General features: G+C 45.0%; 10 protein-coding genes and 1 pseudogene. 6 read left to right on the top strand and 5 right to left on the bottom strand.

The window, feature by feature from the left end:
- Window positions 1-52: 52 nt before the first annotated feature.
- Window positions 53-2,857 carry a leucine--tRNA ligase gene (gene leuS, locus VFC92_01365; protein ID HZK06825.1) on the bottom strand — a complete coding sequence of 935 codons (2,805 nt, stop codon included), beginning with the start codon at window positions 2,855-2,857 and terminating at the stop codon, window positions 53-55.
- A gap of 174 nt (window positions 2,858-3,031) precedes the next feature.
- On the opposite strand from leuS, the gene VFC92_01360 reads away from it, so the two are divergent.
- Window positions 3,032-3,616, top strand: coding sequence for a hypothetical protein (locus tag VFC92_01360; protein ID HZK06824.1), 585 nt, complete (start codon window positions 3,032-3,034; stop codon window positions 3,614-3,616).
- A gap of 69 nt (window positions 3,617-3,685) precedes the next feature.
- Here the strand turns inward: VFC92_01360 and VFC92_01355 are convergent, their stop codons facing one another.
- Entirely contained in the window at window positions 3,686-4,852 is a 1,167-nt protein-coding gene (locus tag VFC92_01355) for a proline dehydrogenase family protein (protein HZK06823.1), read from the bottom strand.
- Window positions 4,853-5,129: 277 nt separating this feature from the next.
- Between VFC92_01355 and ovoA the strand changes: the two genes are divergently transcribed.
- Window positions 5,130-7,253, top strand: coding sequence for a 5-histidylcysteine sulfoxide synthase (ovoA, locus tag VFC92_01350; protein ID HZK06822.1), 2,124 nt, complete (start codon window positions 5,130-5,132; stop codon window positions 7,251-7,253).
- A gap of 225 nt (window positions 7,254-7,478) precedes the next feature.
- Here ovoA and tnpA read toward each other — a convergent pair whose 3' ends face one another.
- The gene (gene tnpA / locus VFC92_01345) at window positions 7,479-7,952 is read right to left on the bottom strand and encodes an IS200/IS605 family transposase (protein HZK06821.1); all 474 of its coding nucleotides are present in this window, start codon (window positions 7,950-7,952) and stop codon (window positions 7,479-7,481) included.
- 53 nt (window positions 7,953-8,005) lie between these two features.
- Window positions 8,006-9,721 (bottom strand): hypothetical protein, encoded by a 1,716-nt coding sequence (locus tag VFC92_01340; protein ID HZK06820.1) that lies wholly within the window; start codon window positions 9,719-9,721, stop codon window positions 8,006-8,008.
- 389 nt (window positions 9,722-10,110) lie between these two features.
- Here VFC92_01340 and VFC92_01335 point away from each other — a divergent pair, with 389 nt between their 5' ends.
- The 4 genes and pseudogenes from VFC92_01335 to selD all read left to right on the top strand — a co-directional run bounded on the left by VFC92_01335 (window position 10,111) and on the right by selD (window position 16,108).
- Complete coding sequence (locus VFC92_01335; protein ID HZK06819.1) at window positions 10,111-11,778, top strand: leucine-rich repeat protein; 1,668 nt, start codon at window positions 10,111-10,113, stop codon at window positions 11,776-11,778.
- A gap of 1,098 nt (window positions 11,779-12,876) precedes the next feature.
- Entirely contained in the window at window positions 12,877-13,926 is a 1,050-nt protein-coding gene (gene mnmH, locus VFC92_01330) for a tRNA 2-selenouridine(34) synthase MnmH (protein HZK06818.1), read from the top strand.
- Window positions 13,904-14,980: pseudogene (locus VFC92_01325) on the top strand (cysteine desulfurase family protein). The gene mnmH and the pseudogene VFC92_01325 overlap by 23 nt, the downstream one beginning before the upstream one ends.
- Before the next feature lie 96 nt (window positions 14,981-15,076).
- Window positions 15,077-16,108: a selenide, water dikinase SelD gene (gene selD, locus VFC92_01320; GenBank protein HZK06817.1), complete on the top strand. Its 1,032-nt coding sequence runs from the start codon at window positions 15,077-15,079 to the stop codon at window positions 16,106-16,108.
- Between the two features lie 446 nt (window positions 16,109-16,554).
- On the opposite strand, the gene VFC92_01315 is transcribed toward selD, so the two are convergent.
- The gene (locus VFC92_01315; protein ID HZK06816.1) at window positions 16,555-17,556 is read right to left on the bottom strand and encodes an arginase family protein; all 1,002 of its coding nucleotides are present in this window, start codon (window positions 17,554-17,556) and stop codon (window positions 16,555-16,557) included.
- Window positions 17,557-17,678 lie beyond the last annotated feature (122 nt).

Below are 17,678 nucleotides of genomic sequence, written 5' to 3'. Positions count from 1 at the left end.
TCAGCAGAAATTATGCCCTTTATTAACTTAATTCGTTTGCGAAAATTGCAACTCAGGGGCTCACCACAATATTGATGATCTTGCGCGGCACCACAATGATCTTGCGCACCTGCTTACCTTCCACCCACTTTTTGGCAACTTCATCCTTCAGCGCAAGCTCACCAGCTTCATCTTTGGAAATGTCAACCGGCAGACGCAGTTTGAAACGCAGCTTACCATTGATGCTCACAGGATATTCGAAAGTATCTTCGTGAAGCATCGCCTCGTCGAATTGGGGAAATGGCGCGTGAACTACGCTGGCAGTATGTCCAAGCTGATTCCACAGCTCTTCGGCAATATGCGGCGCATAGGGTGCAACGAGTTTCACCAGATCTTCGAGCACAATGCGTTTGTTGCATTTTAGCTCCGTGAGTTCATTTACGCAAATCATAAAAGCGCTCACGCCGGTGTTGAACGAAAATCTCAAGATGTCGTCGTGCAGGCGTTTTATGGCTGTGTGGATACTTTTAAGCTCAGCGGCTTCAGGTTTTTCTTCGCTTACGCTAAAATTATTTTTCTCATCGTGGAACAAACGCCACAGCTTGCGGATAAACCTAAAAACCCCTTCAATCCCTTGCACATCCCAGGGTTTGTCGCATTCGAGCGGCCCAAGAAACATCTCGTAAAGCCTAAAAGTGTCGGCGCCATATTTCTCGATAAGATCATCAGGATTCTGGCAGTTGTGATAAGATTTCGACATCTTCTCTACTTCCGATCCGCAAAGGTATTTTCCGTCTTCAAGGATAAATTCAGCACTGGCATTTTCGGAACGCCATTTTTTAAAACTTTCTATTTCGAGTTCATAAGTGTCAGGGGCGATGGTATGCACTAAGTTGATATCCACGCGCAGCGGAGTTACATCATACTGATCTTTTATCCCCAGCGAAACAAAGGTGTTTTTTCCAACAATGCGATAAACAAAGCTGGTGCGTCCCTGAATCTTTCCCTGGTTGATCATTTTTTGGAATGGTTCATCCTCCACGGTCATACCCAGATCGTAGAGGAATTTATTCCAAAAACGGGAATAGATAAGGTGGCCGGTGGCGTGCTCGTCGCCACCAAAATAAATATCCACGTTGCGCCAGTAGGCGTTGGCTTCTTTAGAAAAATACTCCTCGTCGTTGCGCGGATCCATGTAGCGGAGATAGTAGCCACTGCTTCCGGCAAAGCCGGGCATGGTGTTGGTTTCGAGCGGATACCCATCCTTTGTTTTCCAGTTTTCGGCACGTGCCAGAGGTGGCTCACCGCTTTCGGTAGGTAGAAACTTATCGACAGAGGGCAACTTCAGCGGCAGCTCATCTTCTGATAAAGTGTAGGGAATTCCATTTTTGTAATAAATCGGGAAAGGCTCGCCCCAGTATCGTTGGCGGCTGAAGATAGCATCGCGCAAACGGTAATTGATGCGGCGCGTTCCGATCTTATTTTCTTCGAGATAATCGATGATTTTATTAATGGCTTCGCCAACTTGCAGCCCGGTAATTATTCCCGAGTTGATCATGATACCTTCTTTGGCATCGTAAGAATCGTCCCATTCCTGTGGGTTAGTGAGTATTTCGTCGGGTTGTTTTACCACCTGAATAATGGGCAACAAGAAATGTTTGGCAAAGGCAAAGTCGCGGCTGTCGTGGGCAGGCACCGCCATGATGGCTCCTGTTCCGTAACCTGCCAGCACATAGTCGGCTATGTAAATCTTCATTCGGTCGCCATTGAGCGGATTGATGGCATAAGCTCCGGTAAAAGCTCCGGTAATCTTTTTTACCTCCGTCATGCGGTCGCGTTCCGAGCGCTTTTTTGTTGATTCGATATATTCACGCACAGGGCCGCGGTGTTGTGGCTTGGTGATATTGAGCACTAAGGGATGCTCGGGCGCCAGCACCATAAAAGTGGCGCCATAAAGCGTGTCGGGACGGGTGGTGAAAACCTCAATCTTTTCGGGATGGTCCTCTACTTCAAAAAGTACAGAAGCTCCCTGGCTGCGGCCAATCCATTCGCGCTGTTGCTTTTTTATCGATTCAGACCAATCTATTCGTTCCAAACCTTCCAGCAACCTGTCGGCATAAGCTGTAATACGCAGCGACCACTGGCGCATCAGCCGGCGCTCTACCGGATGTCCGCCACGCACCGAAAAACCATCGCTCACCTCATCGTTGGCAAGCACCGTTCCCAGCTCCGGGCACCAGTTTACCATCGTATCCGAAAGGAAAGCCAGACGATAGTGCATCAGCATCTCCTGCTGTTGCCGCTCGTCCATGGCCTGCCATTGCCCGGCGCTGAAAGATTCGTGTGCATCATAGCGCGTATCAATTCCTACCGAACCATGCTTATGGAAATGCGCTACAAGATGATCGATCGGCTGCGCTTTGCCGGCACCATTATCATAATAATGATGGAAAAGCTTGATAAAAGTCCACTGCGTCCATTTGTAATATTTAGGGTCGCAGGTCTTCACTTCGCGATCCCAGTCGTAGGCAAAGCCAATCTTGTCGAGCTGTTCACGGTAGCGTTCTATATTTTTCAGGGTGGTAACTTCCGGATGCGTTCCTGTTTGGATGGCGTATTGCTCGGCAGGCAGGCCGTAGGCATCGTATCCCATCGGATGCAGCACATTAAAGCCGCCGGCCATCTTGTAGCGGGCGTAGATGTCGCTGGCAATATATCCGAGTGGATGCCCCACGTGCAAACCGGCACCCGACGGGTATGGAAACATATCGAGAATGTAAAACTTGGGCTTGCTGCTCTCGTTGGAAGCTTTGTAAATTTTGTTTTCACTCCAGTATTTCTGCCACTTCTTCTCTATTTCCTGAAAGTTATAATCCATGATCTTTCTTTTTTTAAACATCTATAATTGGCCACAAAAGTAGATAAAGAATACCAGTAAGATTGGATGAAGATGAATGAACCAATGGTGAGAATCATAATTTTGGAATATGAGAGATAAAGAAATGCCTTTAGGAACCTAATAAGAACTTTTCTATCTTTGTTAAAAAAAAGCATGAAGAAATTTGTTGCTTACATTTCCCTTGTAATCCTAATGACCAACACCACTTTTGGTCAAAAAGAAGAGTATTTTGTAAGTTTTGACAATGATACAGTTTACGTTGATTTCAAGGTAATGTCTAAAATCGTGTTTTATGATCTTACCTGGCAAATGAAATATTACGATTCGCTGCATAAAGTTTGTAAATTATCTCCAAAACATGCAAGGGAGGTTTACTTTTACCTAAACGAGAAGCCATACCATTTTATCTCGATATTGAATACACCCAAATTGCCAAGCCCACCAAACCTTAGCGGACTTCGGTTTTTTGCAGAACTAAAAGTGGACGGTCCACTGAAACTTGTTACTTATTATGGTATTAGGTTAATGCTGCCTTCCATACAAGCAGATGTAAAAAACATAATGATAAAGCCCGATAACGAAATGTTGTTTTTAGACCAATTCGGCATTAAGAAGAAAATTATGCGTTTTCTATCTGATTGCCCAGAACTCGTTCAAAAATTAAAGGAAAAAGACAAGGAGTTAAAATGGGATGATCAGATTTGCCGATATTACAATTTACACTGTGGAAATGAATAAACGAAAAAGATGAATACTAATTTACAATAACCATCAACGGATAACGATTAACCATTCACCCTGCCCCTATCATCCTTTCTTCCTTCGGCTCATCTCGCGTGAAATCAAACTTAGCTCACGACCGGTCTGTCCTTTTACGGAAGTATTCTCTTCGGCGCGCCGTACCAGGTAAGGAACCACATGCTTCACGGGGCCATAAGGCAGATATTTAGCAACATTGTATCCGGCATGTGCCAGATTAAAACTGATGTGGTCGCTCATGCCGTAAAGCTGCGAAAACCAAACCCGCGGGTCATCTTTTTTCAAACCTTTTTCCGTCATCAGCTCGGCAAGATAATTCGCGCTCTGTTCGTTGTGGGTTCCGTTGAAGATGGTGATCCTGTCGATGTGCTCCATACAAAACTTCAGCGCCAGGTTGTAGTCGCGGTCGGTGCTTTCTTTGTCGGGTTGGATGGGCGAAAGGTAATTCATCTCCAAAGCACGTTCGCGCTCTTTTTCCATGTAGGCACCACGCACAAATTTAGCACCCAGAAAGTAGTTTCCATCCACAGCTTTTTGCCATGATTTTTTTAAAAACTCCAACCGATCGTGCCGATACATCTGGAAAGTGTTGAACACGATGGCGCGTTTGCCATTATATTTTTCCATCATCTTTTCCACCACTTCATCAATAAAATTCTGATACCACGAGTCTTCGGCATCGATGAGAATGGGAATATTCTGATCGTGGGCAGCTTTACAAAGCCGGTCGATACGCTGGCGGAAATTGTCGGCTTCGATGGTTTCTTCGGGTGTAAGCTTTTGTCCGGCGCTCACTTTTGTAAGCACATTGGAAGTGGTAAAAGCGGTGGGCTTAAAAACGGCAAACGGAATGTTTGGCTCTTTGCCGGCGTTGGCTATCGAGTGAAGCGTTTCGTCGAGCGCTGCCTGAATGTCTTCGGGAGCTTCGCGGCCTTCTACAGAAAAGTCAAGGATGGCTTTTACGTTGTATTTTGCCAATTCGTGCACTGAGTCGGCGCATTTGGCAATGGTTTCGCCGCCCACAAACTGCTTGTAGATGGTTGGTTTCACAATCCAGTTGATGGGGATGTGCATCCGGATGGCCGTTTGCGTAAGCGAGCCGCCAATGCGCACGAGGCTGTTGTGTGATAATGTTTTAAATAATAAGTACGAGCGTCGCAGGTCGTTGTTGGTTTTGCTTTTAAAAGCAATTTCGGTGTTGTCTAATGTGATCATTATAAAGTTTTTTGCAAAAGTAACCAATCATGCCATTGGCAAAACTGATAAAATGTAACAGCCTCGCGCAGACGAAGCTCCAGTTCTGAAGGTTGGCAAGCGCCAGCTTTCTTCCTTTCCCTTCAACGGGCTCAGGGCAGGCATTATTCGATATTCAAAAACACATACCCGGCGCCATGCTCATTGCGCCAAGCGCCATGCTTCTTCCATTTGATTAGGCCGATAAACAAAGCCTTTGTTGCATTGTTACCTGTGAATATTTATAAAGCTTTTGAATATGAAAAATCAACTGGCGGATGTTGTCACACGCACCATCGTTCTGAATCAGGGCGAAGCAGAAGAAAAAAGAAAAGAGATTCTGGAATATTTCCAAAAAACTTATCAGCTCCACGAGCAGCTTTATGAGACGCTGCGGAGCGACGCGACTTTTTATATGCGCGCCGACCCGCTGCGTCATCCACTGATCTTTTACCTGGGACATACAGCATCATTTTTTATTAATAAACTAATCCTTGCCCGCCTTATCGATAAGCGCGTGAATCCCCGTTTTGAATCCATTTTTGCCATAGGCGTAGATGAAATGTCGTGGGACGACCTGAACGAAACACATTACGAATGGCCATCGGTAGCTGACGTACGCCGCTATCGCAAGGAAGTGCGGCAGGTAGTTGAAGAACTTATCAAGACGCTTCCGCTGGAGATGCCCATCACATGGACGCATCCCTGGTGGACTATTATGATGGGCATCGAGCACGAACGCATCCATCTGGAGACTTCCTCGGTGCTTATCCGGCAGTTGCCAATCGATCAGGTGAAGCCGCAGCCGTTGTGGGAAATTTGTACGGAAAGTGGCATAGCGCCCACCAACGAACTCATTCCCGTAAAGGGCGGCGAAGTGATGCTGGGCAAAAAACGCGATCATCCACTTTATGGATGGGACAACGAATACGGGCTGCACGTGCAAGAAGTAGAAAGTTTTGATGCGGCCAAATTTCTGGTTTCTAATCAGGAGTTTCTAGAGTTTGTAAAAGATGATGGTTATGCCACCGAAAAATACTGGACGGAAGAAGGCTGGCACTGGCGCAACTACCGCAAATCCGAACATCCTGTATTTTGGATAAAAGGTGATGGTGGTATGTGGAAATTGCGCACCATGACGCAAATCATCGAAATGCCATGGAACTGGCCTGTGGAGGTAAATTATCTGGAAGCCAAAGCCTTTACAAATTGGAAGAGCGAACGCACCGGCGAAACCTACCGCCTGCCCACCGAAGAAGAGTGGTACCGCCTGCGCAATACACAGCAGATTCCCGATCAACCCTTCTGGGAAAAGGCTCCCGGCAACATTAACCTGGAACATTTTGCATCGTCGGTGCCGGTGGATAAATTTCGCTTTGGCGAATTTTATGACATTATCGGCAACGTGTGGCAGTGGACCGAAACGCCCATCAACGGCTTCCCAGGCTTTGAGGTGCATCCTTTTTACGACGACTTTTCGACACCTACCTTCGACATGCGCCATAATCTGATAAAAGGTGGTTCGTGGATTTCGACCGGCAACGAAGCTACCCGCGATTCACGATATGCTTTCCGGCGCCACTTTTTCCAACATGCCGGCTTCCGCTACATCCGCAGCGATGCGCCGGTGAAGATTCAGCAAACCACTTACGAAACCGATGCGCTAGTGTCGCAATATTGCGAAAAGATGTATGGCAAAAGCTATTTTGATGTGCCCAACTTTGCTGCCCGCAGCGCCGAAATATGTGTGAAATATATGGGCGACAAGCCACACAATAAAGCACTCGACCTGGGTTGCGCCGTTGGCCGTACCACCTTTGAGCTGGCACGCCATTTCGATCGTGTCACGGGCCTTGACTTCTCAGCAAGATTTATCAAAATTGCCGACGACATGCTCAGCAATGGCCGCATCCGTTATGTGCTGCCCGAAGAAGGCGAGCTGGTGTCGTTTCATGAAGTTACACTGGAAGAATCGGGCTTTGATGATTTGCGCGATAAGGTGGAGTTTTATCAGGGCGACGCCATAAATCTAAGTCCAAAATACACGGGTTACGACTTGATTTTTGCCGGCAATCTGATCGACCGGCTTTACGATCCCGGCAAATTTCTCGACAGCATTCACGAACGTATTAATGCTGGTGGGCTACTTATCCTTGCTTCACCCTATACCTGGCTCGAAGAATACACGCCCCGACAGAAATGGCTCGGAGGCTTCAAAAAAGATGGCGAGCCTGTGACTTCGCTCGACGGACTGCATGCAAACCTCGATGCACATTTTACATTAATAAATGAACCCTTTAAAGTTCCCTTTGTGATACGGGAAACGCTCAACAAATTTCAGCACATACTCACGGAATTTACGGTGTGGGAGAGGAAGAGATAAAATAATCATAGATTTTGGAAACATATTTAGAAAGACCCTTAAACATCCCGTTAGGGATGCAATATGGGTAGAAAGAATACGGCAACCAAGTATTCCGTCCCGTACGGGACGGGATGTTAGGTAATAGCAAAGTTTCTACCCATATTATGTGCCTAGCGGCACAAATTATTGCTTCAATATTCTTCTGCATTTGACGGGATTTGAAGTCTTCTGATATGAATCAGATTACTCATTGTCGTAATCAATGGGCTTGAAAATGTATCGTTCGTCAAAATCTATTTCAAAATGCTTTAAGAAATCGTGATACTCTTCCAAAAAGGTTTTTGTCCGATGGTGTTTCTCTTGATTATTAATGTAATCGATCACAGCATTTACCTGGGACTTGCTATATGAAAAAGCGCCATACCCTTCTTGCCATGAAAATCGCCCTTTTACAAATCCCTTTTTATTGATCCACGTCGAAGAATCACCTTTAATATCCTGCATTAAATCTGAAAGCGACTGAGCTGGACGCATTCCGAAAAACACATGAACATGGTCAGGCATTCCATTTATTGCTAAGACTTTGTGCCCATGATTTGAAATTATTCCATTCACATATTTGTACAACTCCTCTTTCCATGAATTACGAACAACACAGTGCCTGTTTTGAACCGTAAAAACAGATTGGATGTGAATCTGCGTATAGGTATTTGCCATGATTAAGTGATGTTTAAAGTAATGAAATCTTGTGTTTTTTCTAAAGTCATCAACTACAAATTCTGCAGGAAGCTGTTGATCGGCGTTGGGGTGGAGGTAAGCCCCAGCTTGCGGCGCAGGCGCGTTCGAGCCAGATTTATCGAATCGATGCTTTGGCCGGTGATATTTGCAATTTCTTTGGTGGTCATGTCGAGGTAAAGAAAGGCACACAGCCTGTGTTCATTTAAGGTCAGGGTAGGATATTGATCGTTGAGCTTTTGGTAAAATTCACGGTTTACATCTTTAAAACGTAAATTAAAATCTGTCCAGAAGTCGTTGTTGGCATTGTCTCTTAAATCAGCAATCATGCTGTTCACCGTCAGGCTTTCTTCTTTTTTCAGATTCTTGCTGTTACTCTTCAGATAGCTGATAATCTTGTTGTTGGTTTCTTTTATCTTGATCAACTGCATCAGGTAAGCTACCATCTCCTTGTTTTTTCCTTCAAGTTTGGTTTGAAGCGTTTGTTGTTCCTGAGAAGCTTTTCTGATCCTGGACCGGTGGTTTACTACAATAAGAATGAGAAGAACAATGACCAGCAAAAACAACAAAAGAATGATGATGCTTGCCAATAATCTTTGTTGGGTCTTCAACTTCATCGCCTCCTGCTCTTTTTCCAATGCGAAGTTTCTTTCGATAATGTTGACCTTTTCGGTGTTTATCCGCATGTAAAGGCTATCGGTAGCGCTTTTATATTTTTCGTAAGATGCAAGCGCTTCCTCGAAATTTTTATCTCTCATTTCGAGCTTGTATTTAAAATAATGATAGGAGATAAATACTTCGATGTTGTTTTTGAGATAGCCGTCTTTTTCCAGTTGATCAAACATTCTCAGGATAATTTCTTCATCCTGGATTTTTCCCATCAAAAACAAATTGACGCCGATGCGGGCAATTTCTTCCGGGAAATCAACCTCCGGCATCAATTCAATTATTTTATTCAGATACACATTTACCGAGTCGTGCATTTCTTCATTCCAAAACCGCATCACCATATCGTTGTACAAAGACAAGAGATAGTTTTTGTTGCCTACCTTATCGTAATAATGCAAAGCTTTGTGCACATACCAGGTGTATTGGCTGATGTTGCTGTCGGCATCACTGATAAACGACGCCAAATTGCTGTAGGCGTTTGCCATACAAACGTAGTCGTTGTTTTTGATACCTAACGCCAAAGATTCGTTGATGTATTTTCGGGCAACATCCATCGATTTTTGCATGGCATAAATCACACCGATCTGATTCAGCGCGTAAGCTTCCACCGTTTGATTGCCAACCTTTTTGTTTAATTTCAAGAGCTGCATAAGTTCATCGATGGCGTCGTCGTAGCGCATTGCCAGCCTGAAAAGAGAAGCTTTGTTATAATAGATTTTGAGCCGCACGGTATCGTCGGTGGTAATGCTGCCCAATTCGTCAAGTGTTTGTAGAGATGCTTCAAATTTTCCTGTTTCCATGTACAAGCTTCCCAACATGAGCATAAGATTCCCGATCTCCTTCTGATCTTTATTAATTTTTGCCTGATTGAGTAATTCCTTAGTTTCTACTAATTTATACTCCAGTTTGCTTTTGTTTTGTTCCTTAATCAAGCTCTCAATAATATTAGAATCCATCAGAACCAAGGTGTCTGTGGTATTCAGGTTTTGAGCCTGGCACAAATTGCCAAAAATGATCAGCAAAACAAAAGATGCGATTAATCCTTTCACCTCAAACTGTATTGTAAAACGTCTCGTTCTCATTAGTTCACAAAGTTAGAGAATTTCAGCTAAAACGCTTCTTTATCGGTCATCTGGTTTTTACAAGATTGAACCAGTGGAATCCGTTGGTTTGTTTTGATTAAAAGCAAACTTTTCTAACCTTTTCTACAATGATTTGGTAATCCCATCTTGCGGAGCCTCACGAATGAATCAATACCGGACCGCAACCGGGTAATTACTTAAGTTATTGATTTAAAATTATCTAAAAGCTATTGATATGTAAATGTAATAGCCCGTTTTGGCGGTGACATACTATTGATAGCTAAAATGCTATTGAGTCTTCAATTTTTGTTTTGTAAATTTGTCAAATGAAATTTGATTGATAAAAATTAGAATTTTGTATTATATTGTAAATCAAAAACTTTAAAAACATGAAACCATTTTTTAGAAATTATTGGAAAAGAGTTGCTTTTATTTTCCTTGCCTTTGCGTTTGTAAATTTAACGCTCGATCTTAAAGCTGAACATTACACTGTAACCGTTACAGGTCCCGGCCAACTGGAGAATGCCGTTAGTCAAATAGTGGGAGGATCTGCCAATTATTATCTGATAACTTCGCTCACAGTTATCGGAACTTTGAACCGAGCCGACATTAATTTCCTGCAGGATTTGGGTTACCTCGAAAGCCAGGGAGGCATAGGAAAACTCGAAGACCTCGACATCTCACAAACTAATTTACCCAATAGCACTTTACCAGAATTTGCATTCTCGTATGTTGGTATCAAAAATATTGTTTTACCCAATTCGGTTCAAACCTTTGAATGGCAATGTTTTTTCAACTCCAACGTCAAATTCGTGACCATAGGAACCGCCGCTTCGGTGCTCTTCGAAGACCCGACGCCTAATTATAATTCGATGGATTACTCGGCATTTTCTAACACCCGTGAAATGGTTGCTTACGAAGTAGCCGCCGACAACCAGCACTTTGCCTCGGTGGATGGTGTGATCTATACCAAAGACATGAAGAATCTGGTTGCCTATCCAAGCAACAAGCCGGACAATGCTTTTGTGATTCCCGCTACCGTCGAGAAAATCTGTTATGCCGCCGTCAGCAACACGCGCAATTTGCACAACCTCACAATTCCCAATAGTTTAAAAGTCATTTCAGATTATGGACTTTCAGGCGGCAATGGTCTTAGCGACATCCAATGGGGAACCGGCCTGGAAACAATTGGATATTGTGCCTTTATGCGCGCCATAAACATGGGAGAAGTAAATTTACCCGAAGGACTTACAAAGATCGTTTCAAGCGCTTTTTATGACGCCGGAATTACAAAGCTCACGGGTCCTTCTACACTTACGACGCTGGGTTACGACTGCTTTAGGGGCGATGGCTTCGCTGGCTCTACTCTGGTAACTGTCGATTTTAGCAATTGCACCAATCTCAATACGCTTACCGGATCAACTTTTTATGATTGCCATTATTTAAAAAACGTCACCCTCCCCGAAGGACTGAAGGTTATTGGAGACGCTTCATTTCAAAATTGCTACTCCATCGAAGAAATCACCATTCCTAATTCGGTGCAAACAATAGAGGAAAGTGCTTTCTGGATGTTTAGCGAACTGTATCAGCACCAGATGAAAAAAGTAACTTTTGGATCAGGTCTCCAACAAATAGGGTTTAATGCTTTTGGCGAATGTGGCAATATCGTAGAGATTTATAGCCTTAATCCTGTGCCACCGGCCTTAAATAATAATGGCTTTGAAACAGTGCTTAATAATAAAGCTACTGTGTATGTTCCAATGGGTTCGCTTAATGCCTATAAGTCGGCTAACAGATGGCAGGATTTTAATCATATCGAAGAATCAACGGTAGGTATTAATGACAAATCCTTAACCAAGTCCGACTGTAAAATTTACAGCTCGATGAACAGATTGGTTATCGAAAATGCAAAACCGGGGGAAGTTGCTAATATTTATTCTACTGCCGGATCGTTGATTAAAACCGTTAGAATTTCTGGTAATATCGAAGAAATCGAACTTCCAAGCGGCATCTTTATCGTTCGGGTTAATAATTACACCGCGAAAGTTGTGATGTAATCTTAGCTTTGGCTGAAAAAATAAAGATATTCATCTCCGCTAAATGCAGGTCGTCATTTTCTGATTTGCAGGCGTGAGGGGGGAGGTGGGATCAGGTGCAAAAGCTCCCGATCCTGCCTTCCTTTTTTTATTTGCACGACCAGGATTCTCCGTGTTTTTTTCCTGACTTCGACAGTAAAAAACCCCAGGTTTTGTACTTGATTAAATCGCAACGATTGATAAATCTCGCCTCACCGAATTGGATGATGCAAGCAGAAAGGAATCAATCATTGGGGGGGCAAAAATCAGTAACGAAAAATTATTCGTGTTGCACATTGCCGAAGTCCGGGTTTGGGATAAGAGCCTCGTAGAGGCGACATTTTGGTAGAAAATGGATAGCCGTAGAACAAAAGCCTCGTAGAGGCGACACCAAAGTAACCTTTAAGGATTATTATATTGCATTCAGAGAAGGTTGTAAATCCAATCGAATGGAAAATATCTTTAGTTCTATTATAATATCGGGGCTGTCTCATTAATCGGGATTTTAACAAAAAATGCTTAAAACATACGGGTACCTATACGAGCGACCTCTCAAATATTCGATTCTACAAGGGTCAAAATGATTAATGAGACAACCCCTTTGTATTTTAATTTGTTGCTTCAATCTACCAAAATACCGCTCCTACGGAGCTTTCTTATCCTCGAAATCTAATATTCGTGACTCGCGTCTAATCGCTACCGGAGATACCGAACTGGGGATTCAACCTGGGTCAGATGTCAAATATAGGCGACAGTAAGGTGGAAACAAAAAATCCTGAAAAATAATTTAGGGTGACGCATTGTCGAAGTCAGGAGCTCCCGGTCCCACCTCCTCTTTTTAAATTCAAGTCCAGGATTCTCCACGTTCTTTTACTTCTACATTCCCTTCGGCAAGCTGACTTCGACAGGCTCAACCACCGCAGGGCAGGCATTATTCGATATGCTGCGGTTCGATATTTTTAGAAACCACATTTCTAAAATAATTAGCTTTATTTTATGAATGGTTGCGTAGCAGAGAATCTCTTGCCTTAAACCGCTCTTTTTCAAAAAGTGTAATTTTGTCCTTTTTCAGCAAAAGCCATGGTTCACAAAATAAATATCGAAGAATTTTTAGCCAACAGCCAACTTCCAGCTATCGATGTGCGGTCGCCTGCAGAGTTTGCGCAGGGGCACATTCCCGGTGCGGTCAACATTGCGTTGTTCGACGATGCTGAGCGTGCCACGGTGGGCAAGCTCTACAAATCAGCCGGACGGGAAGCCGCCATCATGCGCGGACTCGACATTGTGGGTCCTAAAATGAGCAGTTTTGTAAAAGCCGCGCAGCGGGTGGCTCCCGGAAAAGAAATCAGGATTCACTGCTGGCGCGGCGGCATGCGCAGCGAGAGCCTGGCGTGGCTTTTTTCAACCACCGGTTTTGAAGTTTATTTACTTGAGGGAGGCTACAAAAACTATCGCCGCCACATCCGTCAGGCACTCGATGCTGATGCTTACTTTGTTATTTTGTCAGGAAAAACAGGCACCGGAAAAACGGAAATTCTACATACGCTACACCAGCAAGGTGAACAGATACTCGACCTGGAAGGGCTGGCGCATCACAAAGGTTCGGCCTTTGGCGCAATAGGTGAGCTGCCGCAACCCACCACCGAACAATTTGAAAACGATCTTTTCGAAGCTTTCAAAACTTTAAATCCTGAAAAACCTATCTGGATCGAGGACGAAAGTCGCAGTGTTGGTAAGGTAATAATTCCCGATCCTTTTTTTACAAAAATGCGCAACAGTTCGGTGATCAGTCTCGACATGCCGCAACCATTGCGCATCCAACGTCTGGTAAAAGATTACGCCAGTTATCCTGCCGAGGAACTTATCGATGCTTTGCAGCACATCATACGGCGCCTCGGCGGACAACATGCTGCGGAAGCCATAGCAGCCATCCGCGAAAGCGATTTTGAAACGGCCATCCGCATTACGCTGGATTATTATGATAAAACTTACTCCTTTGGTCTCGAAAAAAGAGATGAAAAAAAGGTACACACAATAGCCACCGATACCGCTGATGCAAAAGAGAATGCGGCAAAAGTTCTTAATTTTTTAAAACAAATATCTTCCCATGGATCATCCCATTTATCTTGATTATAATGCCACCACTCCCATCGACAGCGAAGTGGCTGCTGCCATGCGTCCGTATCTGGAGCAATACTTCGGCAACCCGTCGAGCTCGCACAGCTATGGCGTGCAAACGCGCAAAGCCATCGAAGAAGCGCGACGGCAGGTGGCAGCACTGCTCAACTGCGACACGTCTGAAGTGACTTTTACCAGCGGCGGCACCGAGGCCAACAACTGGGCTATAAAAGGTGCTGCTTATCAAAACCGCAACAAAGGCAACCACATCATCACCACTGCCATCGAGCATCCGGCCGTGAGCGAGGTTTGCCGCCATTTGCAATCCGAAGGTTTTAAAATAACGACTGTTCCGGTGGATGCCGACGGAAGAGTTGATCCGATGGAGATCGAAAAAGCCATCACACCCGCCACCATCCTCATCAGCGTGATGCACGCCAACAATGAGGTGGGAACCATCCAACCCATCGAAGAGATTAGCATCATTGCCAAAAAGCATGGTGTGCTGCTGCACTCCGACGGCGCCCAGTCAACCGGCAAAATCCCTACCGACGTACAAGCGCTCGGCATTGACTTATTTTCGGTGGCCGGTCATAAACTCTATGCGCCCAAAGGCATCGGCGTGTTGTATGTGCGGCAGGACGTACAGATTCAAAAGCTGATACATGGCGCCGACCATGAGCAAAACCGCAGGGCCGGAACCGAAAATGTGCTGGAGATCGTAGGGCTTGGCAAAGCCGCTGAAATTGCTTTGCGCGATATGCAGCAAAACCAACAGCGGCAAAAGGAGCTGCGCGACACGCTGTATGATTTGCTAAAACAGGAGCTGCCCGATGTAAGGCTTAACGGTCATCGCGAGCATCGGTTGCCCAACACGCTAAGCCTTAGCTTTCCGAGCGTAGAAGCTAATACGCTGTTGGCGGAACTTACGGGAGTGGCTGCATCGGCAGGAGCTGCCTGCCACGCCGACAACATCGACCTTTCGCCGGTGCTTAGCGCAATGAAAATTCCCATGCGTTTTGCCATGGGCACCATTCGCTTCTCAACAGGAAGATTTACTTCACAAAACGATATCGAAAAAGCTGCCGCAGAAATTATCAAAGCTGTTAAACGGCTGCAGCCGGAAAAGGAAAATGAAGCAGAACTTCCCACAACCGGTGAGGTGATTAAACTTACGCATTTTACCCATGGACTGGGCTGTGCCTGTAAAATCAGACCGCAGTATCTCGAAAAAGTGCTTCGCGACCTTCCGCCAATCTTCGATAAAAATGTGCTCATCAGCGCCGACACTTCCGACGACGCTGCCGTATATCTTATTTCACCCGACACTGCGCTGGTACAAACCGTCGATTTTTTTACGCCCATTGTTGACGATGCCTACGACTTTGGCGCCATTGCGGCAGCCAATGCGTTGAGCGACATTTATGCGATGGGCGCCACACCGCTTTTTGCGCTCAACATCGTGGGATTCCCTGACAACCGCCTTCCGATGCATGTGCTGCACGACATTTTGCGCGGCGCCGCCGACAAAGCTGCCGAAGCAGGCATATCCATCCTGGGCGGCCACACCGTGGAAGATACGGAGCCAAAGTTTGGAATGGTGGTAACGGGCGTGGTGCATCCCGACAAGGTGATGCGCAACAGCACGGCACGACCCGGCGATGTGCTGGTACTCACCAAACCGCTGGGAACCGGTATAATTTCGACGGCCGTAAAACGCGGACTTGCCACCGCAGCCATTGCCGCCCGCGCTCGCCAACAGATGCTGCAGCTCAACGCCACCGCTGCCCGGCTGATGAAGAGTTTTAAAGTGCATGCCTGCACCGACGTCACAGGATTTGGGTTGCTGGGACATTTGAAAGAAATGGTGCAGGGATCGAAAGTGAAGGCAATTATTGATGCATCGGCGGTGCCAATGATTGAAGGCGTGTTACAGATGGCACAGGAAGGAGCCATTCCCGGCGGAACAAAAAACAATTTGGACTACATTACTGCGCTCACAAAGTGGGATAATACAATATCTGAAATTATGAAACTGATCCTTTGCGACGCACAGACTTCCGGCGGCTTGCTCATTGCCGTGGCTGCAAACGATGCCGACGCATTTATTGCAGCGCTCCGTGAAGCCGGCATTTCAGAAGCTTCTGCTATCGGAACCATCGAAGAGGGCACGGCGGAGATTGTGGTGAGTTAACTCGATCAAAACAGGTCATAATTAAACCGCAGAGGCGGAGAGACGCAAACGGAAGACAAAAAAAGAAATCTCTTCAACAATCTCTGCAGTGAAACCAAAAAGCGTAAACCGCGGAGACGCAGAGAAAAAAAAGGGAAATCACAGCATAATTTATTGACCAAAACCCTGACGAAACAAGAGATTTAAAATGGACTACAGAGACAACCTCCCTCAATAAACCAGAATTCTCCGGGTTATCAATGTTTTGTCGTTTTGAATTTTCTAGAGGTAAAGGATTGGTTTTACGGTTTTGATGTCGCTTTGGCTTGTGTGTTCCATTGCTTCTGATCTTAAAACAATCTTTCCGTTGATGTCGATGAGGCTAAGATGTGTATTGTGAATATCATACGTTTCTGGCAGCTCGATGGTGTCCTGCGGACGCTCGAAAGTCTAAAAAAGTTGATTTCCTATTGCTCCTTCACGCCGCGGCAAAAAGCCTGAACCATATAATTGATAAATTTTCCGATGAGCACATTTTCCTCCCCGTCGCTTCTTTTGTAAACGGCCTCGGTAATGTGCAGATAGCAAACCTTTGGTTCCTTCCCGCAATTGTAGAGATAGCATAAGGATTCGTCCGATGTAACCCCAACCGAACTCCAGGCGCTGCTGAGCAAGTTTTCGAGGCTGTCCACATCCAGCTCCACCCCAAATCTGTCCGTTTTTACAAAATCGATAGCCCTGCGTTTTGCTTCTTCCCAGCTCTCTTTTTTTCGCAAAAAGATATCCTCAAACATGATGGGCAAGAAGTCGGGATTTTCATTTAATTCATCAAGGATCAGCTCATTATTATAGGCATGGTGTAAACCCAGAAGCGCATATTTTTTTAAATAACCTGCGTCATAAGCATACCTAAAACCATTTCCACTATGTCTTCCTTCGGTGGGCCGAAAATCGGCATGGGCATCCAGATTTATCGTGTTTATCGATTGGTTGCATGCCAATGAGCAGCCTTTCAGAATCGGCAAAACATTGTTGTGTCCGCCGCCGATAACGATTGGTATCTTTCCCGCCTGCACAATTTGTCGAATAACCGGAAACACCATGTCGTCGAGCCGTTCAGTTAATTTCCGCAAGGTTTCAATGTCAGCATCCTGACTCTCTTCCATCAGGTCGCCGGTACGGATTTTTCCCAACAGCAAAAACTGATCTCCGTTTAAATCCCTGGAATTATGAATATTTACAAGGCTTTTGATGAAAGACCGAAATGCAGAGGCTGCTCCGGCCATCCCATGATTTGCCCGGATGCCAATATCTTCAGCAATTCCAAGTATGACAAATTTACCACGAAAGCCACTTAAATCGCCATCGACAGCAATCTGCAGGGTCTCGCCAAACTTTTCTTCACCTTCCCGGAAATTTATCAATGAAGTGATGTATTCTTTTTTGAAAAACTGAACGAATGTTCGCATAATTATTGATTATCAATTTTTTAATAAAACAAAGATAATCCTTTATTCTGACCATTTTAGGATAGCCCGTAAGCGACAACGCAATAATATGATTCTGGTGTTTTTATATCTTTACACAGCTA

Source organism: Bacteroidales bacterium (assembly GCA_035647615.1).
Lineage (GTDB): Bacteria > Bacteroidota > Bacteroidia > Bacteroidales > 4484-276 > SABY01.
Note: the sequence above shows the minus strand (reverse complement) of the source record. Positions and strands in the feature narration are given on the sequence as shown.